Consider the following 22,833-nt stretch of genomic DNA (forward strand, 5'->3'; position numbering starts at 1 on the left):
AACAGGAAGGCAGACTGCGAGCCATGGCGGGCAAGAACAGCGGCACCCCCGAGCACGACGGGGACGGCACGGACGGGACGGACGGCATCGACGGGACCGACGGGACCGATGGTGGGGGCGGCACGGACAACACCGGTGGGGTGCGCGCCGGGCACTCCTCGCCGCGCGCCGGCGACCCCGCGCCGCACGCCAGGGAGCTGCGGCGTCGGCGTCTCGCCGCTGCCGCCTGGGTGTGTGCGGTCGCCGCCGCCTTTCTGCTGGGTGCGTGGTCCTTCTCGCACGCTGACCCTGGCGGCCAGTACGCGCGGCACGCGCCGATCGACGAGGCCGGCGTCAAGCGCGAGCTGACCCAGGCCGAACAGCGTGCCCGCGCCCGCACGCCGAATCCGAGCCCGACCCCGTCCGGGTCCACGGCTCCGGGCTCGAAGGACTCACCGGGCGCCTCGGACCCCGGGTCGCCCGACTCCTCCGAGTCCGGCGACAGCCCCTCCCGTGCGCCCGCCCGTACCTCCACGGTCCGCTTCCCCGACGGGCTGGGCACAGCCGTCGCCGAGTGCCGGACCGACGCCACCACCGTCAAGCTGCTGAGCTGGTCACCCGCCGAGGGCTACAGCGCCGACGACGTCGACCCGGGGCCCGCTGCCCGCGCCAGCGTCGAGCTGGAACCGGTCGCCGACGACGCCGACGACCACACCGTGCTCGTACGCTGCGTGGACGGCAAGCCTCACACCGGGTACGAGCACGACTCGCACGACTCCGACGACGATGCGGACGACGACTGATCGCCGGAACATGTGCGAGGAGCCTCGGCGTTCGCGCCGGGGACGGCCGCATCCCGGGACCGCTGTGCCCGCATGCCGCGCGGCTGCGCCAGGAGGCGGGCGTGAGCGCGTTCGCCGCCGTACTTCTCCGGCTCCGTGAGGCCCGATCGTGTGTGTCTCGGGAACCCGATTGTGTGCGCCTCGGGAAGGGGTACACGGCCGTGGCCGGAACCCCTTGGTTCCGGTCCGGGAAGCACGTCAATAGTCTGACTGGCGTCCACCCGCCGTTTGGGGCGGCACGACGCGAGTGAACCGAGGTACCGAACGTATGCCACCGATGCCACCGACGACACAGCAACCCTCCACAGGACCCGTGCCGGCGCCCGATCCGGCAGTGGGGGCCGCCGTGCACAGCACCGACCGTCAGCACGTGTTCCACTCCTGGTCGGCGCAGGGGAAGATCGATCCGCTCGCGGTCGCGGGCGCCGAGGGCTCGTACTTCTGGGACTACGACGGGAAGCGGTACCTCGACTTCACCAGTGGTCTCGTCTTCACCAACATCGGGTACCAGCACCCGAAGGTCGTCGCCGCGATACAGGAACAGGCCGCGAAGTTGACCACCTTCGCGCCCGCCTTCGCCATCGAGGCGCGTTCCGAGGCGGCCCGGCTGATCGCCGAGCGCACCCCGGGTGACCTGGACAAGATCTTCTTCACCAACGCGGGCGCCGACGCCGTCGAGCACGCCGTGCGGATGGCCCGTCTGCACACCGGCCGCCCCAAGGTCCTCGCCGCCTACCGCTCGTACCACGGTGGCACCCACCAGGCCATCAACCTGACCGGGGACCCGCGCCGTTGGGCCTCGGACACCGGCACGGCCGGCGTCGTGCACTTCAACGCGCCGCATCTGTACCGCTCGCCGTTCTACGCGGAGACCGAGGAGCAGGAGTGCGAGCGCGCGCTCGCGCACCTGGAACAGACGATCGCCTATGAGGGCCCGCAGACGATCGCCGCCGTCATCCTGGAGACCATCCCCGGAACGGCCGGCATCATGATGCCGCCGCCCGGCTACCTCCAGGGCGTGCGCGAGATCTGCGACCGCCACGGCATCGTCTACATCCTGGACGAGGTGATGGCGGGCTTCGGGCGTACGGGTACGTGGTTCGCTGCGGATCTGTACGACGTCGTGCCCGACCTGCTGACCTTCGCCAAGGGCGTCAACTCCGGTTATGTGCCGCTCGGTGGTGTCGCGATCTCCGCGAAGATCGCCGAGACGTTCGACCAGCGCCCCTACCCCGGCGGCCTCACCTACTCGGGGCACCCGCTGGCCTGCGGCGCCGCCGTCGCCACGCTCCAGGTCATGGCCGAGGAGGGCATCGTCGAGCACGCGGCGCGGCTCGGTGAGAGCGTCATCGGTCCCGCGTTGCGCGAGATCGCCGAGCGGCACCCTTCGGTGGGCGAGGTACGCGGTACGGGCGTCTTCTGGGCGCTCGACCTGGTGCGCGACAGGACGACGCGCGAGCCGCTGGTCCCGTACAACGCGACGGGCCAGGACAACGCGCCCATGGCGGAGTTCGCCGCCGCGTGCAAGAGCGGCGGCCTGTGGCCGTTCGTGAACATGAACCGCACGCATGTGGTGCCCCCGTGCAACGTCACCGAGGCCGAGGTCAAAGAGGGCCTGGCCGTCCTCGACGACGCGCTCTCGGCCGCCGACGCGCACACCGTCCCGGGGGGCGCGACCGCGTGATCAGACGCAGCACCCTGCGCTCGCAGATCGCCACCGCGCTCCGCGACGAGATACTGGCAGGACGGCTCGGCACGGGCCGCCAGTTCACGGTCAAGGAGATAGCCGAGCAGTACGGCGTCAGCGCGACGCCCGTACGCGAGGCGCTGCTCGACCTCGCGGCGCAGGGGCTGCTCGACGTCGAGCAGCACCGCGGCTTCCGCGTGCACGAGTACACGCTGGAGGACTACTTGGCGATGTGCGAGGCACGGCGGCTGGTCGTGGACGGCGTGCTCCACGAGGGCGCCTACACGCACGGCGCGGGGGAGGGCATCAGTGGTGAGAGCGCCGAGAACCTCGCGTCCGTGCGCCGCAGGGCCGACGCCGCCGAACGCGCCGCACGCGCCGGGGACCTCGATGTGCTCATCGCCTACGACCTGCGCTTCTGGCGGGAGTTGGGCGGTCTGATCAGCAACCCGTACATCGGCGACTTCCTCGACCGCCTCCGCGTCCAGTGCTGGGTCTACGCGGTGCCGCGGCTGCGCGCACGCTCCTCGCTGCGCGGCCACCTGTGGGCCGGCCACAGCGCGCTCCTCGACGCACTCGAACGCTCCGACGCCGACGCGGCCCGCGAGGTCGTCGCCGACTACAACGCGCACGCGCTGACGCTGGTGGGCGCCGAGGGCGGCCAGGACGGCCGGTCGGCCGAGGACCGCGAGGGCGCTGAGGACCGCGAGGGCGCCGGTCAAGCGCGGGGCGACGACGGTGCCGGGTGTGACGCGTGAGGCGCCGCCCCTGTGAGGCACCGCCCCCCTCGCCGGGACGGCCACCCCGCGCGCGTTACGCGGCACGCCGGGCGCATTACGCTGGTGACGTGCAGGTCCCTGACCGTATAGGAGCGCCCCTTGGCCTGTGACCTCTGGCTGGTACCCCTCGTGGACGTGCTCTGCCACAGTCCTGACAACCCGTTCGCCGAAGAGATCGCCACCTACGACAGAGCGCTCACGGAAGCGGGCCTGCCCACGGTTCCCGTGTTCGGCTACATGCCGGGCCTCTCCGGTGATGTCGCCCCCGTCGCGGGCTTCGACTACGACGCGCTGCACTACTTGCGCCGCGCCTACCTCCTGCTGGCCAGCGGCCTGGAGGTCACGCCGGTCGACGAGCTGGGCGGCGATTACGAGCAACTGCTGGAGATGTTCGAGCAGACGGCGCAGGAGTCGCACCTGGTGTGGCACTACGACCACGCGGGCTCGTACATCCCCGTCGACTTCACCGTGCCGCTCTCCGACGACGAACTCCTGGAAGGCGGCGGCCCGTTGGGCTCCAGCCACGGTCTGCTGCGTGAACTGCAGGTCGTGGGGCCCCACCTGGGCATCGACCCGGACAACCCGCCCCCCGCACCGGCCCCACCGGTGCGCCCGACCGACCTGGACGAACCGGCGGCCTCGGCCGCCATCGGCTACAACGACGGCACACCGTTCGGCCGCGAACGCCACGTATGGCTCGGCCTGCACGCCGCCGCCACCCGTAGCCTCGCGCAGGGTTCAATGATCGTCTTCGGCTGACGGCCCACGGCCCACGGTCGGTGTTCAAGGCCGTCGGCCGACGGCCGGCCGTGGCGGCCAACGGGCGTGCGCCGGCGCGCTGTTGTGTCCTAGCCGCCCGGTGGCCGTTGCCGTGGCATGTTGGCCCGTCCGCCCCCCGGTGCGGGGGGTGGCGGGAGGCGGCGCGCGGGCGGGGGGGCGAGTGCGGTGCGGCCCCTGTGCGCCGCGTGCAGCTGGAGCGGCGAGGAGGTGGTCCTGAACTCCACCATCCAGTCGGAGGTTTCGGTCCGTACGATCTCGCCGACGTCCTCGGTGAAGCGGCGCAGCATCGCCAGCAACCGTTCGGCGGCCTCCCCGGCCGTGCCCTCGGCCGGCCCGAGGATCTCCCGTACGTTCTCGGCCGCCCACTCGTACCGCAGCGCCTCCAGCCGCCGGTGCACGGCGTGCGCAGCCGCCATGTCACGCATCCAGCCGGAGGTCAGCCCCAGCCAGCGGTCGGCGCCGAGACAGGCCGCCGCGCACAGCAGTGCGATGTACCCGGCATGGCTGCCCCACGGGGAGCGGGGCAGCACCTCGGCCAGCTCCAGCAGCGGCAGCAGCACGCCACCCGTTGCCGCGGTCACGGCGCCCAGGCGCAGCAGCCGCGCGCCGCGCCGCTTGCGCGTGCGGTCGGCGAGGTACCACTCGACGACGTGGACGGCTTCCTGCTCCACCCACTTGTACAGCTCCTCCAGGCGTTCGGCGGGTTCCTCCCAGCTCCCGGACGGAAACCCCCGTCCCAGCAGATCCGGCTGATGCACCCGCACTCCCAACGACCCAGGCGACGACACTTCGACGCCCTTTCCTACCGCCGGTGCGGGGGAGCACGCGCCGGTCCCGGGAGTTTTCCGCCCAGAAGTGGCGCCCGGTCATGGACAGGCCCCCCGCTCACTCGTACGGGCAGACGTTCACTTTTATGGGCCGGTGCTCCTTCCCGCGGTCCGACGCGCATTTCCTGGGCCCGATACGGATTTCCTCGGTCCGGCGCTCGGTCTCCTGGGTCCGGCGCTCGCCGCCACAGGCATCTCCACGAGCATCTCCACCGGCGTCTCCACGGTCAGGGAAGGGCGCGGTCGTGGGGCCGCTAGGGTGACGGTGTGAGGATCCTGGTCATTGGCGGCGGTGCCCGCGAACACGCAATCTGTCGCTCGCTCTCCCTCGACCCCGAGGTCACGGCGCTGCACTGCGCGCCCGGCAACGCCGGGATCGCGCGGGACGCGACGGTGCACCCGGTGGAAGCGCTGGACGGCGAGGCCGTCGCGCGGCTCGCGGCTTCCGCCGAGGTACGCGCCGACCTGGTGGTCGTCGGTCCTGAGGGCCCGCTGGTCGCGGGCGTGGCGGACACGCTGCGTGCGCGCGGCATCCCGGTCTTCGGCCCCTCGGCCGAGGCGGCCAGGCTGGAGGGCTCCAAGGCGTTCGCCAAGGAGATCATGGCGGGCGCCGCCGTCCCGACGGCCCGCAGCTATGTGTGCGGCACCCCCGAGGAGGCCGACGCCGCGCTCGACGCGTTCGGCCCGCCGTACGTGGTCAAGGACGACGGCCTCGCCGCAGGCAAGGGCGTCGTCGTGACCGGCGACGTCGAGGAGGCGCGCGCCCACGCGCTGGCGTGCGGCGGTGCCGTGGTGATCGAGGAGTTCCTCGAAGGGCCCGAGGTGTCCCTGTTCGCTGTGACCGACGGCGAGACCGTCGTACCGCTCCAGCCGGCGCAGGACTTCAAGCGCGCTTACGACGCCGACGAGGGGCCCAACACGGGGGGCATGGGCGCCTATTCGCCGCTTCCGTGGGCCGACCCCAAGCTGGTGGACGAGGTCATGACCACGGTTCTGGAACCGACGGTCCGCGAACTGCGCCGCAGGGGAACGCCCTTCTCCGGGCTGCTCTACGCGGGCCTGGCGATCACCTCGCGCGGTGTGCGGGTCATCGAGTTCAACGCGCGCTTCGGCGACCCGGAGACCCAGGCCGTACTGGCCCGTCTGCGTACGCCGCTGGGCGGGCTGCTGTACGCGGCGGCCACCGGCGCCCTCGCGGAGTTCCCCTCGCTGCGCTGGAGCGACGAGGCGGCGGTGACCGTGGTCGTCGCCGCACACGGCTATCCGGCCAAGCCCCGTACGGGTGACCGCATCGGAGGGCTGGACGCTGTCGAGGCGGAGGACGGGCCGCAGGCGTACGTGCTGCACGCGGGCACGAAGGCGGGCGAGGGCCCCGACGAGGGCGCCGTCCTCAGCGCGGGCGGCCGGGTCCTCTCGGTGACCGCACGGGGTACGGGCCTGCACGAGGCCCGTACACGCGCGTACGCGGCGGTCGGGCGACTGAGCCTGGACGGATCGCACCACCGCACCGACATCGCGGCCGAGGCGGCGGCCGACGAGGCCGGCGCCGCCGCTGACAAGGCCGCCGGCGCCTGACGCACGCGGACGGAACCGCGGCGGAACAGCGGCGGAACAGCGGACGGAAGCGTGGCGGAAGAGCGGGACGGAACCGTCCCGCTCTTCGGCCCCCCATATCCGCCCGGACGCCCGCGGGCAAGACCTCTCCCCAAAGCCATTCCATCGAGTGACCGGGCCCTCGTACGGCTGACGCCTGCCGAGGGCCCAACTAATGTGCCGGACAAGCCGCATGGGGCGTCGTACCGATGAGCCCGTCCAACTGGCGCAGCGCGCATTGCGGTGTCAGAGCGCGGTGTCAGAGTGGGTGAGAGCCGGAGAGACCGGCGAGGTCCCGAGCGGTTTCCGGGGGTGAGACGTGATCGGTGTGCGCCAGCGGGCTGGAGCGCGATCTGCGCGTGCGCACGCCCTCGCCGTCCTGCGCGTGCGCAGTACGGCCCTGGGTGTCGCACTCCTCCCGGCAGCCGCTGCCGTCATCCTGCTCGCCGGGCACACGACGGGGCACTTCGGGCCCGGCTGGGACCCGGCGCGCTGGGCCGTGACGGGCGCGGCATGCGCCGTGCTCGGGTGCGCGCTGGTCGCGGGGCTCGTCATCGCGCGTGCCAGTCCGGCCGTCTCGCCGACGGTCACCCTCGACGAGCGCGCGGCTCCCGATCTGTACGCGATGGTCAGAGACCTGGCCGACCGCCTCGATGTGCCCGTTCCCTCGGCCCTCGCGCTCACCCCCGACTGTGACAGCTGGCTGGAGGACCGTACGCACCGCACGCAGTCGGCCGGCCCGCGGCCCGGGGGCCCGCGCTCCGCCGGCTCGCACCCGGGCGGCGTGCGGTCGGCGCGTTCCGCGCGGGAAGCCGCTCCTGTGCTGGTCATCGGCTCGCCGTTCCTGTGGTGGATGCGGGTGGCCGAGCTGCGCGCGCTGCTCGCGCCCGTCGTCGCGGGCACGGGCCCCTCGGCGCACCCCGACATAGCTGCCTCCCGCCGCTTCGTGCGCGGCCTGGACGCCGCCGTCGCGGTGGCGGAGCGCGCGCGTACGGGCGGCACGGAAACCCCGCGTCCGCTGCGCCCCGTACACCGTGCCGTCGGCCTGCTCGCGCGGCTGATGCTCCGCGCGGCAGGCCCGCACGCGGCCGAGATGGAGCGCGGCGTCGCTGCTGCGGCGTCCGAGCGTGCGCACGGGGTCGACTACGGGCTGCGGGTCGTCGCACAGGAGCAGGTCGGGCTCGCGTACGCGGGCTGGGACCGGCTGCTGACCCGCGTCGCGCTGCCGGCCTGGCGCCTGGGCCTGTGGCCCACGCGGCTGGACGCCGGTGTGGTCTCCGCGCTGACCGAGCTGTCACGGCGCGACCGGCTGGCCGAGGGCTTCACCTCGCGGCTCGGCGAACGTCCGGCCTGTGACCTGCTGGAGGAGCCAGGCGCCGTGGACGCCTCCGTCTCCCTGCTGGCGGCCCGGCTCTTCCTGGGCGAGCGGCCTCCCCGCCCACCGAACGCGGGCCCCGCCCGTCCGGACGGTCCTGGCGGCCCAGGCGGCTCTGCCGACCCCGACTCCGGGTGGAGCACGGGCAGTTCGCGGAACGCGGACGAAGCGGGCCCGGACTGGACCCCCGTGGAGTGGTCGGCGTATCCGGACGAGGTCGTGGACCGTATCTGGCGCACGGAGGCCGCCCGCCTCTTCGACGTGCTCGACGAGGTCCGCAGCAACGGGCGCCGCAGCGCAGGGGTCCACAGCACCGAGGCGCGCGGCACCGAGGCGCACAGCGCAAGGGCACACAGCACATGTGGCACCCCGGTCGCCTGCGCCGACGGGGCACTGGGCGGCGCGCGGGGCGGGGCGGGTTCGGGTGCTCCGGCCGTGTCCGGGCACGTAGAGGCGCCGGTGGGCGGGCAGTTGGAGGACGACGGCGAGCTGTGCGGCCCCACGCTGGCCCGCATTCTCGACCGTTTCTCTTCGCCCGACGAGACCGATGCCCTGGCGGCGCGCATCACCGCCGAGGTGGCGCGCGCGGAAGCGGCAAGCGCCCCTGGTGCCATCGGTGCGACCCCGGGTGCTGCTCTCCTGCCGGGCACGGGGGAAACGCACCCGGCACCCCCGGCTCCCATGGGTCTTCCGCTCCAACCGCCGCGCAGCGGAAGGGAGTTGCTGGCCGATCACGTCACGGCCGCTGTGTGCTGCGCCGCCGTCGACACCGCCGGCGCCGCACCCGGCCTGGACTGGCTCGATGGCCCTGTGCTGCTGGTCGGGGGCGAGCGCAGAACGGATCTGTCCCGGCTCGTTCTCGCGCTCGTGGAGGAGGGGGATCAGCGCGGACTGCGCGACTGGCTCGCCTCGGTCGGGGTGCGGCCCGACAAGCCCGTACGACTGGTCTGACGATCCGCTTCCGCCATTTCGCGACGAAGGGTGACCACACACTTGCGTAATGTGATGTGCTGTCTGCCGTCAGCAACACGCGGCACACCACGGGGGGCGTGACGGGACCGTGGACGAAAGAGCGGAGCGGGGGGACCGGGAGGGGAGAAGAAGGTGGGGACCGAACGGACCGAGCACAAACGGCACATGCCGGCAGCACGGCAGCCCGAGCAGATCAGGCGCTGGGAGTCCGGCGCCCTCGCGCACGCCGTCACGGACCCCTTCGGCCAGGGGCCGCTTCCCTGGCTGCGGGTGAGCGAGAACTACTTCGAGAACGGCCGCCTCGTGCCGTGGTACGTCGGCTGTGTGGACCCGGCACCCGGCCAGACCTCCGCGACCCCCGAGCTGGTCAGGGCACTCGCGGGCGCGGCCCAGGCCATTCCGGCGCCGCGCTCCAGGGGCGGCCTCTCCCACAGCGCTCCGCCCACGGCCGACGACGTCCGCTGCCAGATCAAGGGCTTCGCCTCGGTCGCGGGGGGCACCCCGCCGGGCGAGTCCATCGACTTCCGCATCACGGTCAACCCGCCCCAGCCCTTCAGCGCCGACGTCTACCGCATCGGGCACTACGCGGGCGAGGGTGCCAAGAAGATCACGACCAGCCCCCGGCTCTCCGGCATCATGCAGCCCGTCCCGCTCGCCGCCGACCGCACCGTCTCCTGCCACCACTGGTGGCTCTCCTGGCGGCTCCAGATCCCGGAGTTCTGGAGTTCGGGCGCCTATGTCGCCGTCCTCACCACCGCCGACGGGCACCGCTCCCACATCCCCTTCACGGTGCGCGACCGCGACCCCGCCGATCTGCTGCTGATCCTGCCCGATGTGACCTGGCAGGCGTACAACCTCTTCCCCGAGGACGGGAACACCGGTGCCAGCCTCTACCACGCCTGGGACGACGGGGGCACGCTGCTCGGGGAGGGCGACGCGGCGATGACCGTCTCCTTCGACCGCCCGTACGCCGGCTCGGGACTGCCCCTGCACGTCGGCCACGCGTACGACTTCATCCGCTACGCCGAGCGTTACGGCTACGACCTGGCGTACGCCGACACCCGCGATCTGCACGCCGGGCGTATCGACCCCACGCGGTACCGGGGAATCATCTTCCCCGGCCACGACGAGTACTGGTCCGTGGCCATGCGCAGGGCGACGGAGAAGGCGCGCGACAGCGGCACGGCGCTGGTCTTTCTCTCGGCCAACACCTCTTACTGGCAGGTCGAGTTGGAGGCCCTGCCCTCCGGCGCCCCCGACCGCCTGCTCACCTGCCGCAAGCGGCGCGGTCCAGGCCGCGCTGCGCTCTGGCGCGAGCAGGGCGAGCCCGAGCAGTCGCTGCTCGGTATCCAGTACGCGGGCCAGGTGGCCGAGCCGTATCCGCTCATCGTCAGGAACGGCGACCACTGGCTGTGGGAGGCGACGGGCGCTGCCGAGGGCGACGAGCTGCCAGGACTCGTCGCGGGCGAGGCCGACCGCTACTACCCGCGTACGGCGCTGCCCGCGCACACCGAGCGCATCCTGCTCGCGCACTCCCCCTACCGCGACCGCGGCGGCGTCCGCCGCCACCAGGAGACCTCGCTGTACCGCGCACCCTCGGGCGCGCTCGTCTTCTCCTCCGGCACCTTCGCCTGGTCCCCGGCCCTGGACAGGCCCGGATACGTCGATTCCCGCGTCCAGCGGGCCACCTCCAACCTCCTTGACCGCATCTGCAAACGCGACTAGTCCGTGTCCGGCGCAGCCATGACGGATGCGCGAAGGCGCGCTGTCCTGGACCGTGCGGGAGAATCCGGGGTACCCGTCGTCAGTCGGTCGTCCCCCGGGAGGAAAGAAACGTGTCTGGATTCGTGGAGAAGCCCGAGCCCGTGCAGGTACCAGGTCTGGTGCATCTGCACACGGGCAAGGTGCGCGACCTGTACCAGAACGACGCCGGCGACCTCGTGATGGTCGCCAGCGACCGCATCTCCGCGTTCGACTGGGTGCTGCCGACGGAGATCCCGGAAAAGGGCCGCATCCTCACCCGGCTCTCCCTGTGGTGGTTCGAGCAGCTCGCCGATCTGCTGCCGCACCACGTGATCGGCACCGAGGTACCGGCAGGAGCGCCACTCGACTGGGAGGGCCGCACCACCGTGTGCAAGTCCCTGCGCATGATCCCCGTCGAGTGCGTCGCGCGCGGCTACCTCGCCGGCTCCGGCCTCGCGGAGTACGCGCGTTCGCGCACGGTCTGCGGGCTCGGGCTCCCCGAGGGTCTGGAGGACGGCTCCGAACTGCCGGGCCCGATCTTCACGCCCGCCACCAAGGCGGAGGTGGGCGAGCACGACGAGAACGTCCCGTACGAGGAGGTCGCGCGCATGCTCGGCCCCGAGACGGCCGCCGAGCTGCGCCAGGCGACGCTCGCCGCCTACGAGAGGGCACGCGAGATCGCCCGCGAGCGCGGCATCATCCTCGCGGACACGAAGTTCGAGTTCGGCTGGGACGGCGGCGGCGAGGACGCCGCGCTGACGCTGGGGGACGAGGTGCTGACCCCGGACTCGTCCCGCTTCTGGCCCGCCGACCTGTGGCAGCCGGGCCGCGCACAGTCCTCGTTCGACAAGCAGTACATCCGCGACTGGCTCGCCTCTCCCTCCTCCGGCTGGGACCGCGCCTCCGAGCAGCCCCCGCCCGCCCTGCCCGAGCCCGTCGTGGCCGCGACCCGTTCCCGCTACGTCGAGGCGTACGAGCGGCTCACGGGGGTGCCCTGGAGCTGACGACCGGTTGCCCGGTTGCCCGGCTGCGGACCCCGGGAAGCCTCGTGCCCTGGCCCTCTTCCCCGCACCCCCATGGTTATTCTAGTCTGAGTAGAACAATCATGGGGGTGTGAGTCATGCGTACACGACCAGGCAACACGGCAGCCGTGCCGTTCGCCGCGACGCCTTTCCTGCTGGCCGGAGCCGTCGTCCTGGCGGTCATGGCCAGGGTGTGGTCACGGCTGCCGGGCGAGATGGGCGTCCACTTCGGCGCCGACGGCACCGCTGACCGCTTTCTGTCCCGCCCGCTGCTGCTCGTCTTCGCAGCGGCGCTCTTCGCCGGGCTCGCCGTCTGGCTGGGCGCCCTCGCGTACTGGGGCGGCATGCACGGCAGGGCCCTTACGGGCGGCAGCGCGGGCGCTGCCATCGCGCTCGGCTACCTCTTCGCCGCGCTGCTCCTCGTCAATCTGGACGTCACCGACGCAGCCGCGCTGGAGTTCCCCTGGTGGCACGGCGCCATCGCCGTGGGAGCCGCACTCGTCGCGGGCTTCACCGCCGGGCGGGTGCTGCCGGCGCCGGGCCCCGCGAAGGCGCGCGGCAAGGTGGCTTCCGGGAGCGGGCAGGCCCGGCCCTCGGTCGGGCTGCGTGCGGGCGAACTGGCCGTGTGGCAGCGCACGTTGGGCCCCGTATGGCTGACGGCCTTGAGCGCCGGCCTCACGGTCGGCGTCCTGGGGGCCTGGCTGCTCGGCGCGGGGCCCGGCTCCGTGCTCTGGGCGCTTCCCCTCACGGTCCTGCTGCTCCTGCTGTCCGGCGCCCGCGTCACCGTAAGCCGCGAGGGCCTCGCCGTCAGGCCGCCGCTCGCCGGCCCCCGGTTCCTGCGGGTTCCGCTGACGAGCGTCGTGCGCGCCGAAGCCCGCCCGGTACGCCCGGTGCGCGACCTGGGAGGCTGGGGTTACCGCCTCCTGCCGGGGCGGCGCGGCCTGGCACTGCACGCGGGCACGGGCGTCTGGGTCGAACTGGAGAGCGGCGGCCAGTTCGTCGTCGTCGTCCGCGACGCCGAGACCGCGGCCGGCCTGCTCAACGATCTGGTGGCACGCGAAAGATGCTGATCCGTATCGACCCCGCCTCCGTACGCCCGCTCTCCGACCAGGTGGCGGCGTGCGTACGGCGCGCGCTCGCCGACGGCGAACTGCGCGCGGGCGAGCGGCTGCCCGCGGCGCGCGACGTCGCCAAGTCGCTGGGCATCAACATGCACACGGTCCTGCGCGGCTACCAGACCCTCAAGAGCGAGAGCCTGATCGAGCTGCGCCCGGGACGCGGCGCCGTCGTCACCACCGAACAGCCGCGCGGCCGGGCCAGAATGCTCGCCGCGGCCGGCGAACTGGTCGAGGCCGCCCGCGAGCTGGGCCTCCAGGACGAGGAGATCCTCGCCACGGTCACCGCCACCCTCACGGACACACCGGCGGACGCCGAAACCGGTAAGGGCGCCGCGGGCAAGACGCCGGGCAAGAGCGCGGCCAAGACTGCGGGCAAGAGCGGCAAGAACACGCGCTGAACGGGCAAGCGCTGAACCGGCACGAGCGCCGTACGGGCACGGCCCGTGCAGCGACGGACGCCGTACGGGCGCGAAGCCGTACGCGCACGACGCCGTACAGGCACGAAGAAGGCCCCGGTCCTCGGACCGGGGCCTTCTCCCTCGACGGAGCGGACGACGAGGTTCGAACTCGCGACCTCAACCTTGGCAAGGTTGCGCTCTACCAACTGAGCTACGTCCGCACATCGCGCAGGAATCCCGGGGGACGCCGTGGCGCGGGGTCCAGTATAACCGGAGACCCGGAGGAGTGACCCGCGGTCCACCGGGTCTCAGATCCAGCCCCGCTCCCGTGCCAGGTGGGCCGCGGCATGACGGTTCCCGGCGCCGATCTTGGCCGCGGCGGCGGACAGATAATTGCGGACGGTGCCCTGGGTGAGCGACGCCTTGTCCGCGATCTCCGAGATCGGCGCACCGTCGGCCGCAAGCTCCAGCAGCTCCGCCTCGCGGGCCGACAGCGGGGAGTCTCCCGCGCTGATCGCGTCGGCTGCCAGCTCCGGATCGACGTATCTGCTGCCCCGGAACACGGTGCGGATGATCTCCGCGAGCTGCTGCGCCGACGCCGTCTTCGGCACGAACCCCCGTACGCCCGCAGCCAGCGCCCGCTTCAGATGGCCGGGGCGGCCGTGGCTGGTCACGATCATCGTGCGGCACTCCGGCACCGACTCGCGCAGCCCCGTCGCGACCCGGACACCGTCGGCGCCCGGCATCTGAAGATCCAGCACCGCGACATCGGGCCGATGAGCCCGCCCCATGGCCAGTGCCTCGGGCCCCGAGGCCGCCTCGGCAACGATCACCAGGTCGTCCTCCAGCGCCAGCAACGCGGCGAGAGCACCCCGGATCAGATGTTCGTCATCAGCCAACAGGACCCGGACAGGCGCACCCGAGCCGGCGCCTGAGCCTTCGCCCGAGCCCTCGCTCTCGGTGCTCCGCACAGGCACGTCGCCGCTCGCCTTGCCGCCCGTACCGGCGTCCGCATGTGGTTCGTCGCTCACCGCACTCCTCAGCTCCTCAGCACCTCGCTACCTGCGTGCCCCGGCGCCCGTTCGCGCCCCCACGGCCGTGCACGCGGCGTCCGCGTCCACCCTCTCCGCGTCCGCCCTCTCCGCGTCCACCCGCGGTCCCTCGCCCGCACCCGCGTCCGCGCCCACAACAACCGCGTCCGTGCCCGTGCTGCCCGTATCCGCACCCGCGCCCGTGCCCGTATCCGCACCGGCACCCGCATTCGCACCCGCATGGGCATCCGTATCCGTATCCCCAACATCCCCTCCCGAGGGGCCGCCCGCGAGGGGGATCTCGGCGCGCAGGCGGAAGACCTGGGTGCTCTCCTCGCGTTCGGCCGACAGGGTGCCGTCTACGGCAGCGAGCCGTTCGCGGAGGCCCGTGAGGCCCGAGCCGCACTCGGCGCGTGGCACACGTACGCCGTCGTTCTCCATCTCCAGGACGGCGGTGGCACCGCCGTCCCCCGCGCCGACCCGGATACGGCAGCGCGTGGCCTCAGCGTGCCGCAGCACGTTGGTCGCGCCCTCGCGCACCACCCAGCCGAGCGCCGACTGCACACGGTCGGGCATCTCCTCGTGGTCCTCCTCGATCCGGCAGTCGACTCCTGCGGCCCTCAACACCCCGCGTGCGCCCGCGAGTTCGGTGTGCAGGCTCGCCTCGCGGTAGCCGCGCACCACCTCGCGCACCTCGGTCTGCGACTCGCGCGCGATCTGCTGCACCTCGGTCATCTGCGCGACGGCTGACTCCACACCGGACGCGCCGCGCTGCGCGAGCTGTGCGGCCAGCTCGCTCTTGAGCGCGATCACGGACAGGTTCCGGCCCACCACGTCGTGCAGGTCGCGGCTGAAGCGCAGCCGTTCCTCGGCGACCGCCAGCCGCGCCTGTGTCTCCTTCGCCCTGCTCACCTCGCGCATCACCGCGAGGTACCAGCCGGAGGAGCGGGGCGTGAAGACACCCATGAACGCGACGACGACGCCGACGACGAACGTGCCGAGCAGGCCGGGCCACTCCATGCCGACGGCCGCGAACAGCACGGTGATGCCGAGCATGACGTACGTCAGCACCTTCGCGCCGTGCCGCGGTCGCACCATCAGCCCGTAGACATTGGTCACCCCGGGAAACGTCGCGAACAGCACCATCGCGGGCGCCGTCACCTTCTGGACCTCGCCGAGCGCGATCAGCGCGGCCAGCGCCGCGATGCTGACACCGGCCAGTACGGCCATGATCCGCAGCCGGGACCTGGGCGCGGGCCCCTCGCCGAGATAGTGGTCCAGGCCCTGCCGCAGACCGCCCACGCTGAGTACGCACTGCGCCAGCCCGAGAACCCAGATGAGCCCGGTGAGCGCGAGGGGCAGTTGCTCGCCCTCCACTGCCGAGGACAGCTGGGGCATGCCGGAGAGGTAGAAGATCCACGGCGACCCGAAGATCATCCAGCGGGTCGAAGCCTCGACCTGGTCCTGCTTGCTGCGCCGGCTCCAGGCGTCCTGCTTGGCCCTGCCCCAGCGGATCATCGGGCGCCTCCCGTTCGTACGTTCCAGCTGTTCACGGTACGCGGAGCCGCCTCAGCGGCGCGGCTCCCAGCGGAACCGCCTGCGCACCCCGTAGGCACCCAGCAGCGTCCAGGCGACCGCGATGCCCAGCGCGCGCAGCGTCGCTGTTCCGTCCAGCCCGCCGGTGACGCCGGCCCGCAGCAGGTCCGTGATCGGCGTCATGGGCAGCCAGCGGCACACGTTCTCCAGCGTGTCGGGGAAGACCTCAAGCGGCACGAAGAGCCCGGAGGCGGCGAACGAGACCAGCATCATCGGCATCGGGATGAGCTGGGCCATCTCCGTCGTCCGCGCGAAGGAGGCGGAGGCGGCAGCCAGCACGGTCATCATCACCATGCCCAGCACGACCCCGGCGACGACGAGATCGAGCCGCTCGGGCGCCCCCATGTCCAGCAGCACGGCGCCGCCCACCAGCAGCAGTACCGACTGCGCGACACCGAGCGCGACGGAGGGCAGCGCGCCGGCCGACAGTATCTCCAGGTCGTTCGCCTCGCCGGTGCGCAGGCGCTTGAGCACCAGTTCCTCGCGGCGTGCGACGTAGACGCCGACGAGGTTGCTGTAGACCGCGAAGAGCAGCACCACCCCTACGGAGCCCGGCAGCACCATGCTGCCCACCGAGAGCCCGAGTTCGGAGATGTCGGCCTGTTCGGCTGCCGACTTGATCGAGAAGGTCATCGCGATCGGCAGCAGAAGTGCGACGAACAGCGCCGACCTGTTGCGCAGGAGCAGCGTCAGCTCCGCGCGCCCCAGCGCCGCCAGCCGCTTCGTGGAGATCCTGGCCACCCTGGGAGCAGCCGCCCGTTCCGTTGTCACCGCGCTCATGCCCGCGCCCCCGTCCTGTCGTCCGTACGCCCGTCCTGCCCCTGCACCGCACCGCTGCCCCGCGTCACGCCCCCGGCTTCGCCGCCTGTCCTGGGCCCGACCCCGACCCCGACCCCGTCTCCGGATCCGTCGCCGTCTGCCGCGGCCCGGATGTGGCCCTCCTGCGCGATCTCCAGGAACGCCTCCTCCAGCGAAGCGGACCGCGCGTGCAGCCCCTCCAGTTCGACGTCCCTGTCCCGTGCCCACACCAGGAGTTCGGTCAGCTCCTGCTGGAGCGCGTGTGTCTTGACCGACACCCGCCGCCCCGTGACGGCCGCCTTGACCGACAGCGGCAGCTGCTCCGGCTCCACCCCGTGCGGCAGCCGGAAGCCGATGCGCGAGGGCCGCGCCGCGACGACCTGCTCGGGTGTACCGGCCGCGACGACCCGGCCGGCCTGCATGATCGCGAGCCGGTCGGCGAGCTGTTCGGCCTCCTCCAGGTAGTGCGTGGTCAGCAGTACGGTCGTGCCCTGGGCCCGCAGCTCGCGCACCAACTCGGCGGTGTCGCGCCGCCCTTCGGGGTCCATGCCCGTGGTCGGCTCGTCCAGGAACAGCACCTCGGGCTGCCCGATGAGCGCGAGGGCCAGGTCCAGGCGCCGCTTCTCGCCGCCCGACAACTGCTTGACGCGTACGTCCACGCGCCGGCCGAGGCCCACCATGTCCAGGGCCTCCCGCTCGGGCCTGGCCTCGCTGGTGACCCCCGCCCACATCCGCGCCGTCTCGGCGACGGTCAGTTCGGAGGGGAAGCCGCCCTCCTGGAGCATCACGCCCGTGCGCGGCCGTACCTGGGCCCGCTCCGTGAACGGATCGAAGCCCAGCACCCGTACGCGCCCCTCCGTTGCGGGCGCGAGCCCCTCCAGCACCTCGACGGTGGAGGTCTTGCCCGCCCCGTTGGTGCCGAGGAGGGCGAAGATCTCGCCCTCCCGAACGGAGAACGTGACGTCGCTGACGGCCTCGAACCCCTCACCGCCCTTGTCCGCCGCATAGCGGCGCTTCAGTCCCTCGACCTCGATCGCATCCATGCCTCCAGGCTTTCCGCTTCCCGCGGCCGAGAGCAGTGCGCGCCGTCACGCGTGTGCATGACGAATGTCATCCGAGAGCGGACAGAAAGCGCCGGCGCGCACAGAGCCACCGGCCCGCACAAAGCCCTCGACGCACAAAAAGGGCCCCGGTCCGAAGACCGGGGCCCTTTTTCCTGAGCGGACGACGAGGCTCGAACTCGCGACCTCAACCTTGGCAAGGTTGCGCTCTACCAACTGAGCTACGTCCGCATGCCTTCACCCGGCTTTCACCGAGTGACGCGACCAATACTGTACCTGATCGTTTCCGATCGAAGTCCTGCATCAGAGAGCGGGTGACAGGGATCGCACACTGCGCCTCCCCCTTGGAAAGGGGGCGCTCTACTACTGAGCTACACCCGCGCGCTTCGTGAGGTGTTCCCTTGCGGGTTTCCCTCGCGGCGATGCCCAGACTCTAGCCGATCACCTGGGGTGGATGGCAAGTCGAGCACGGAGAGAGGGCGGAGGGGGTGCGGGGGGAGGGCGGGCAGAGCCCGCGCGGCCCCCCAACTCCCCTCAGTGTGCCGCGTTGAAGGCTTCGTAGACCCTCTTGGGGATGCGCCCGCGTGCGGGCACCTCGAAGCCGTTGGACTCCGCCCACGCGCGCACGGCGCGAGGGTCGGGGGCCACCGAGGTCCGGTGGTATGCCTTGCCCGACTTCGCCCGCTTACGCCCGGCTTCGACGAACGGTGCCAACTCGGTGCGGAGCTGTTTGGCGTTGTCGGTGGTCAGGTCGATCTCGTAGGACCTGCCGTCGAGGCCGAAGGAGACCGTCTCCGCCGCTTCTCCGCCGTCGATGTCATCGGAGAGTGTGACCACCACGCGCTGTGCCACGGATATCGGTCCTTCCTTCAGGATCACGAAAGGGATCACTCATCATTACCGCGCGATGTGCGGTCCCGCTGTCAAGCGGGTATGTGAGCAAACCCTGGATAGGGGGCGGGCAATATTCTGCTGTGCTGCGCCGTGCGGCGGGGCACATGGAATGCGGATCCCCGGAATTCTTCTCCGGGACTCCGACCGCAATCGGGACCATACTTTTTTCCTGGCCGTTTTCCCAGTGCTTCACGGAGTCCCCGCGTGATCCCCCGCTGTTCTCCGGCCGTTCAGCGACGATATCAACGCGCGTAGATTCTGAGGACGGGTACGCTGGCCAGCGCAGCGCCCCGCTAAGCACTAGGAGTTACCCGTGGCCCGCGTCGTGGTCGACGTCATGCTCAAGCCGGAGATCCTCGACCCCCAGGGACAGGCGGTGCAGCGCGCACTGCCCCGGCTGGGCTTCGAAGGAATCTCCGATGTCCGACAGGGCAAGCGCTTCGAGCTGGAAGTTGAGGGACCCGTGGACCGGGCGGCCCTCGCCCGTGTCCGTGAACTCGCCGAGACATTCCTCGCCAACACCGTGATCGAGGACTTCACGGTCCGCGTCGAGGAAGCGGCCGGAGCACCGGACCCGGCGGCGTCCGGCACAGCGGCCGAGGGGGCCGTGGCGTGACCACCCGTATCGGCGTCGTCACCTTTCCCGGGTCACTCGACGACCGTGACGCGCAGCGTGCCATCCGTATCGCCGGCGCCGAGCCGGTGCCGCTCTGGCACCGGGACAGGGATCTGCACCAGGTGGACGCGGTCGTTCTGCCCGGCGGATTCTCGTACGGCGACTATCTGCGGTGCGGTGCGATTGCCCGTTTCTCACCGGTCATGGAGCCGCTCGTCGAACAGGCGAAGGCCGGAATGCCGGTGCTCGGCATCTGCAATGGCTTCCAGGTGCTGTGCGAATCCCACCTGCTGCCGGGCGCGTTGACCCGTAACGACCATCTTCACTTCCTCTGCCGGGACCAGCGTCTCGCCGTCGAGAACGCGGATACGGCCTGGACCTCCGACTACACGGCGGGCCAGGAGATCACCGTTCCGCTCAAGAACGGCGAGGGCGGCTACGTCGCCGACGAGCGCACCCTCGACGCGCTGGAGGCCGAGGGCCGTGTCGTCTTCCGCTACCTCGGCGGCAACCCCAACGGCTCGCGCCGTGACATCGCGGGCATCACCAATGAGGCGGGGAACGTCGTCGGCCTCATGCCGCACCCCGAGCACGCCGTCGAGACCCTGACAGGGCCGACGACCGACGGTCTCGGCTTCTTCACCTCTGTCCTCAAGAACCTGGTCACCGCATGAGCCCCAAGAGCGCCAAGAACCTCGACACCGTCAAGCACGCGGAGCAGACCCCCGAGGCCGAGCAGCCCTGGGCCGAACTCGGCCTCAAGCGCGAGGAGTACGACCGCGTACGCGACATCCTCGGCCGCCGTCCCACCGGCGCCGAGCTGGCCATGTACTCGGTCATGTGGTCCGAGCACTGCTCGTACAAGAGCAGCAAGGTCCACCTCAAGCAGTTCGGTGAGAAGGCGCCCACCGAGGGCCCCGGCGCCGAGGCGATGCTCGTGGGGATCGGGGAGCAGGCGGGCGTGGTCGACGTCGGCCAGGGCTACGCCGTCACCTTCAAGGTCGAGTCCCACAACCACCCGTCGTACGTCGAGCCCTACCAGGGCGCGGCCACCGGTATCGGCGGCATCGTCCGCGACATCATCGCCATGGGCGCTCGCCCCGTCGCCGTGATGGACCCGCTGCGCTTCGGCGCGGCCGACCACCCCGACACCAAGCGCGTGCTGCCCGGCGTCGTCGCCGGCATCGGCGGCTACGGCAACTGCCTCGGCCTGCCCAACATCGGCGGCGAGGTCGTCTTCGACGCCTGCTACCAGGGCAACCCGCTGGTCAACGCCCTGTGCGTCGGCGTCATGAAGCACGAGGACATCCACCTCGCCAAGGCGGCGGGCACCGGCAACAAGGTCGTCCTCTACGGCGCCCGCACCGGCGGTGACGGCATCGGCGGCGCCTCCATCCTCGCGTCGGAGACCTTCGCGGACACCTCAGCGGCCGACGCCGCGGGGAAGAAGCCCTCCAAGCGCCCCGCCGTCCAGGTCGGGGACCCCTTCCAGGAGAAGCTGCTCATCGAGTGCACCCTGGAGGCGTTCCACGCCGATCTCGTCGTCGGCATCCAGGACCTCGGCGCTGCCGGGCTCTCCTGCGCCACCAGCGAGCTGGCCTCCAACGGTTCCGGTGGCATGCGCGTCGAGCTGGACGACGTACCCCTGCGCGACTCCTCGCTCTCGCCCGAGGAGATCCTCATGAGCGAGTCGCAGGAACGCATGTGCGCCGTGGTCGAGCCGGGCAAGGTCGGGCGCTTCCTGGAGATCTGCGAGAAGTGGGAGGTCACGGCCACGGTCATCGGTGAGGTCACCGAGGGCGAGCGGCTGGAGATCTTCTGGCACGACGAGAAGATCGTCGATGTCGACCCCCGTACGGTCGCGCACGAGGGCCCCGTCTACCAGCGCCCCTACGCGCGGCCTTCCTGGCAGGACGCGCTCCAGGCCGACGACCCGGCCCGGCTCGCGCGCCCCGCCGACGGCAAGGAACTGCGCGCGGCGGCGCTCGCGCTGGTCTCCTCGCCGAACCAGGCTGCCAAGTCCTGGATCACCGACCAGTACGACCGCTATGTGCTCGGGGACACCGTTCTCGCACAGCCCGAGGACAGCGGCATGATCCGTATCGACGCCGAGTCCGGGCTCGGCGTCGCCGTCTCCACGGACGGCAACGGCCGCTACGCCAAGCTCGACCCGTACGAGGGCGCGCGCCTGGCCCTAGCGGAGTCGTACAGGAACGTTGCGGCAACGGGCGCCCGCCCCCTCGCCGTCACCGACTGCCTCAACTTCGGCTCGCCCGAGGACCCGGACGCCATGTGGCAGTTCGCTGAGGCGTGCCGTGGACTCGCGGACGCCTGCCGGGAGTTGGGCACTCCGGTCACCGGCGGAAACGTCTCGCTCTACAACCAGACGGGCGAGGCGGCCATCCACCCGACGCCGGTCGTCGGCGTGCTCGGCGTCATCGACGACGTGGCCCGCCGCACCCCCATGGCGTTCAAGGACGAGGGCCACCTCGTCTACCTCCTCGGCGAGACCAGGAACGAACTCGGCGGCTCCGCGTGGTCCCAGGTCGCGCACGGCCACCTCGGCGGTACGCCCCCGAAGGTGGACCTGGAGCGCGAACGGCTCCTCGCGGAGATCCTGATCGCCGCCAGCCGCGACGGCATGGTGGACGCCGCGCACGACATCTCCGACGGCGGCGTCATCCAGGCACTCGCGGAGTCCTGCCTCAAGGGCGGCAAGGGCGCGCGCGTCATCGTCCCCGACAGCATGGACCCGTTCGTCTTCCTCTTCTCCGAGTCCCAGGGCCGCGCCCTGGTCGCGATCCCGCGCAGCGAGGAGGTCCGCTTCACCGACATGTGCGCCGCACGCGGCATGCCCGCAGCGCGCGTCGGCGTCGTGGACGGCGAAGACCTGGAGATCCAGGGCCAGTTCACCCTCCCGCTCGCCGAGCTGCGAGAGGCACACGAGGCCACTCTCCCGGACCTCTTCGGCTGAGCCGGCTCCCCGCCGGCCCGCCCCGCACCTCGGCGGGCACGAACGCCTACGCCCCGGCCACAGGGCCGGGGCGTACGTGTGTGCCTACATGTGTGCCGGTGCGCTGAGCGCGCTCCCCGTACTCACAACCCCCGCGGCGGCGGCCCGTGCTGGGCGCCGCCGCGCTGTTCCTCGTCGACGGCCCGGTAGATCTCCGTCTTGAACCACTCGGGGCGCGGAACATGGCGCAGCGTCATCGTGCCGTGCTCGGAGGCCGACTGGATCGTCAACGTCCCGTACCGCATGACGCGCTCCCACAGGGTGGCCTTGAACGCGACGTCGTTCACCCGCAGCAGGGGAATGCTGCGGCTGGTCTTGGTCAGGAAGCCGCTGCGCTTGTAGATCCGCTTCGTCGTCAGGATGTACATCTTGCTGCGCCACTTGAGCAGCGGGACCAGCCACCACCACACCGAGGCGAGGACGGCGGCGGCGAGCACCACATAGGCCCCCGTGCTGGCCCAGTCCTCGCCGGTCGGCAGCACCCAGATCAGCGCGACGGCCACGGCCCACACCAGGCACAGCACCACGAACTCGCTGACCATCTCGGTCCAGTGCTGCCGTGTGACGTGCACCAGCTGTTCGTCCTCGGCGAGGTGACGGTCCGCGATAGGCATGCCGCGCATCCTGGCACAGCGCCCCCGGCACGGCTCCCCCCGGTCGGCACGGCTGCCCCAGGCAGGGTCAGGGCACAGGCGCGTAACGGCTAATC

19 protein-coding genes, 3 tRNA genes and 1 pseudogene are annotated in these 22,833 nt (G+C 71.8%); 13 read left to right on the forward strand and 10 right to left on the reverse strand.

Going from position 1 to position 22,833, the window contains the following annotated elements; all coding sequences use genetic code 11:
- The first annotated feature begins 23 nt into the window (after positions 1–23).
- The 4 genes from NMN56_RS22650 (at position 24) to NMN56_RS22665 (ending at position 4,046) form a co-directional block, all read left to right on the forward strand.
- Positions 24–782 (forward strand): hypothetical protein, encoded by a 759-nt coding sequence (locus NMN56_RS22650; RefSeq protein ID WP_274045660.1) that lies wholly within the window; start codon positions 24–26, stop codon positions 780–782.
- A gap of 316 nt (positions 783–1,098) precedes the next feature.
- Positions 1,099–2,505, forward strand: a complete 1,407-nt coding sequence (locus NMN56_RS22655; protein WP_274045659.1) for an aspartate aminotransferase family protein — start codon at positions 1,099–1,101, stop codon at positions 2,503–2,505.
- A complete protein-coding gene (locus tag NMN56_RS22660) occupies positions 2,502–3,266 on the forward strand; it encodes a GntR family transcriptional regulator (RefSeq protein WP_274045658.1) in 765 nt (254 codons plus the stop codon). Before NMN56_RS22655 ends, NMN56_RS22660 begins: the two co-directional genes overlap by 4 nt.
- A 120-nt stretch (positions 3,267–3,386) precedes the next feature.
- Positions 3,387–4,046, forward strand: a complete 660-nt coding sequence (locus NMN56_RS22665; RefSeq protein WP_274045657.1) for a hypothetical protein — start codon at positions 3,387–3,389, stop codon at positions 4,044–4,046.
- Between the two features lie 89 nt (positions 4,047–4,135).
- Here NMN56_RS22665 and NMN56_RS22670 read toward each other — a convergent pair whose 3' ends face one another.
- Positions 4,136–4,825 (reverse strand): SLATT domain-containing protein, encoded by a 690-nt coding sequence (locus NMN56_RS22670; protein WP_274045656.1) that lies wholly within the window; start codon positions 4,823–4,825, stop codon positions 4,136–4,138.
- Positions 4,826–5,161: 336 nt separating this feature from the next.
- Between NMN56_RS22670 and purD the strand changes: the two genes are divergently transcribed.
- The 6 genes and pseudogenes from purD to NMN56_RS22700 all read left to right on the forward strand — a co-directional run.
- Positions 5,162–6,469: a phosphoribosylamine--glycine ligase gene (purD, locus tag NMN56_RS22675; protein WP_274045655.1), complete on the forward strand. Its 1,308-nt coding sequence runs from the start codon at positions 5,162–5,164 to the stop codon at positions 6,467–6,469.
- Between the two features lie 337 nt (positions 6,470–6,806).
- Entirely contained in the window at positions 6,807–8,813 is a 2,007-nt protein-coding gene (locus NMN56_RS22680; protein ID WP_347178637.1) for a hypothetical protein, read from the forward strand.
- Between the two features lie 186 nt (positions 8,814–8,999).
- Positions 9,000–10,559 (forward strand): N,N-dimethylformamidase beta subunit family domain-containing protein, encoded by a 1,560-nt coding sequence (locus NMN56_RS22685; protein ID WP_274045654.1) that lies wholly within the window; start codon positions 9,000–9,002, stop codon positions 10,557–10,559.
- 110 nt (positions 10,560–10,669) lie between these two features.
- On the forward strand, positions 10,670–11,581 hold the full coding sequence (locus tag NMN56_RS22690; protein ID WP_274045652.1) for a phosphoribosylaminoimidazolesuccinocarboxamide synthase: 912 nt from the start codon (positions 10,670–10,672) through the stop codon (positions 11,579–11,581).
- A gap of 116 nt (positions 11,582–11,697) precedes the next feature.
- Positions 11,698–12,669: a DUF1648 domain-containing protein gene (locus NMN56_RS22695; RefSeq protein ID WP_274045650.1), complete on the forward strand. Its 972-nt coding sequence runs from the start codon at positions 11,698–11,700 to the stop codon at positions 12,667–12,669.
- Positions 12,663–13,010, forward strand: a pseudogene (locus NMN56_RS22700) (GntR family transcriptional regulator); the annotation flags it as partial. The gene NMN56_RS22695 and the pseudogene NMN56_RS22700, both read left to right, overlap by 7 nt.
- Positions 13,011–13,263: 253 nt before the next feature.
- On the opposite strand, the gene NMN56_RS22705 reads toward NMN56_RS22700, so the two are convergent.
- The 8 genes from NMN56_RS22705 to NMN56_RS22740 form a co-directional block, all read right to left on the reverse strand.
- A tRNA-Gly gene (locus NMN56_RS22705) sits at positions 13,264–13,336 on the reverse strand.
- Positions 13,337–13,423: 87 nt separating this feature from the next.
- Positions 13,424–14,086: a response regulator gene (locus NMN56_RS22710; protein WP_274045689.1), complete on the reverse strand. Its 663-nt coding sequence runs from the start codon at positions 14,084–14,086 to the stop codon at positions 13,424–13,426.
- Positions 14,087–14,173: 87 nt separating this feature from the next.
- Positions 14,174–15,664, reverse strand: coding sequence for a sensor histidine kinase (locus NMN56_RS22715; protein ID WP_274045649.1), 1,491 nt, complete (start codon positions 15,662–15,664; stop codon positions 14,174–14,176).
- A 51-nt stretch (positions 15,665–15,715) separates the two neighbouring features.
- Positions 15,716–16,522: an ABC transporter permease gene (locus NMN56_RS22720; protein ID WP_274045648.1), complete on the reverse strand. Its 807-nt coding sequence runs from the start codon at positions 16,520–16,522 to the stop codon at positions 15,716–15,718.
- On the reverse strand, positions 16,519–17,583 hold the full coding sequence (locus NMN56_RS22725; protein WP_274045647.1) for an ABC transporter ATP-binding protein: 1,065 nt from the start codon (positions 17,581–17,583) through the stop codon (positions 16,519–16,521). Before NMN56_RS22725 ends, NMN56_RS22720 begins: the two co-directional genes overlap by 4 nt.
- Before the next feature lie 176 nt (positions 17,584–17,759).
- Positions 17,760–17,832 (reverse strand) — tRNA-Gly (locus tag NMN56_RS22730).
- Positions 17,833–17,910: 78 nt separating this feature from the next.
- Positions 17,911–17,982, reverse strand: a tRNA-Gly gene (locus NMN56_RS22735).
- Between the two features lie 153 nt (positions 17,983–18,135).
- Complete coding sequence (locus tag NMN56_RS22740; protein ID WP_274045646.1) at positions 18,136–18,453, reverse strand: histone-like nucleoid-structuring protein Lsr2; 318 nt, start codon at positions 18,451–18,453, stop codon at positions 18,136–18,138.
- A 355-nt stretch (positions 18,454–18,808) separates the two neighbouring features.
- Here NMN56_RS22740 and purS point away from each other — a divergent pair, with 355 nt between their 5' ends.
- The 3 genes from purS to purL are packed head-to-tail and all read left to right on the forward strand — an operon-like array spanning position 18,809 to position 22,085.
- Complete coding sequence (gene purS / locus NMN56_RS22745) at positions 18,809–19,111, forward strand: phosphoribosylformylglycinamidine synthase subunit PurS (protein WP_274045645.1); 303 nt, start codon at positions 18,809–18,811, stop codon at positions 19,109–19,111.
- Positions 19,108–19,785, forward strand: a complete 678-nt coding sequence (purQ, locus tag NMN56_RS22750) for a phosphoribosylformylglycinamidine synthase subunit PurQ (RefSeq protein WP_274045644.1) — start codon at positions 19,108–19,110, stop codon at positions 19,783–19,785. The genes purS and purQ overlap by 4 nt, the downstream gene beginning before the upstream one ends.
- Positions 19,782–22,085 carry a phosphoribosylformylglycinamidine synthase subunit PurL gene (purL, locus tag NMN56_RS22755; protein ID WP_274045643.1) on the forward strand — a complete coding sequence of 768 codons (2,304 nt, stop codon included), beginning with the start codon at positions 19,782–19,784 and terminating at the stop codon, positions 22,083–22,085. Before purQ ends, purL begins: the two co-directional genes overlap by 4 nt.
- A 122-nt stretch (positions 22,086–22,207) precedes the next feature.
- On the opposite strand, the gene NMN56_RS22760 is transcribed toward purL, so the two are convergent.
- Positions 22,208–22,738, reverse strand: coding sequence for a PH domain-containing protein (locus NMN56_RS22760; RefSeq protein WP_274045642.1), 531 nt, complete (start codon positions 22,736–22,738; stop codon positions 22,208–22,210).
- Positions 22,739–22,833: the final 95 nt, after the last annotated feature.

Source organism: Streptomyces iconiensis (assembly GCF_028657195.3).
GTDB classification, from domain to species: domain Bacteria; phylum Actinomycetota; class Actinomycetes; order Streptomycetales; family Streptomycetaceae; genus Streptomyces; species Streptomyces iconiensis.

What these genes read in the sequence shown, in the direction of transcription:
- NMN56_RS22715 (WP_274045649.1), bottom strand. Translation starts at nt 15,664, where the DNA reads ATGATCCGCTGGGGCAGGGCCAAGCAGGACGCCTGGAGCCGGCGCAGC.
- NMN56_RS22695 (WP_274045650.1), top strand. Translation starts at nt 11,698, where the DNA reads ATGCGTACACGACCAGGCAACACGGCAGCCGTGCCGTTCGCCGCGACG.
- NMN56_RS22720 (WP_274045648.1), bottom strand. Translation starts at nt 16,522, where the DNA reads ATGAGCGCGGTGACAACGGAACGGGCGGCTGCTCCCAGGGTGGCCAGG.
- NMN56_RS22685 (WP_274045654.1), top strand. Translation starts at nt 9,000, where the DNA reads ATGCCGGCAGCACGGCAGCCCGAGCAGATCAGGCGCTGGGAGTCCGGC.
- NMN56_RS22655 (WP_274045659.1), top strand. Translation starts at nt 1,099, where the DNA reads ATGCCACCGACGACACAGCAACCCTCCACAGGACCCGTGCCGGCGCCC.
- NMN56_RS22725 (WP_274045647.1), bottom strand. Translation starts at nt 17,583, where the DNA reads ATGGATGCGATCGAGGTCGAGGGACTGAAGCGCCGCTATGCGGCGGAC.
- NMN56_RS22650 (WP_274045660.1), top strand. Translation starts at nt 24, where the DNA reads ATGGCGGGCAAGAACAGCGGCACCCCCGAGCACGACGGGGACGGCACG.
- purL (WP_274045643.1), top strand. Translation starts at nt 19,782, where the DNA reads ATGAGCCCCAAGAGCGCCAAGAACCTCGACACCGTCAAGCACGCGGAG.
- NMN56_RS22760 (WP_274045642.1), bottom strand. Translation starts at nt 22,738, where the DNA reads ATGCCTATCGCGGACCGTCACCTCGCCGAGGACGAACAGCTGGTGCAC.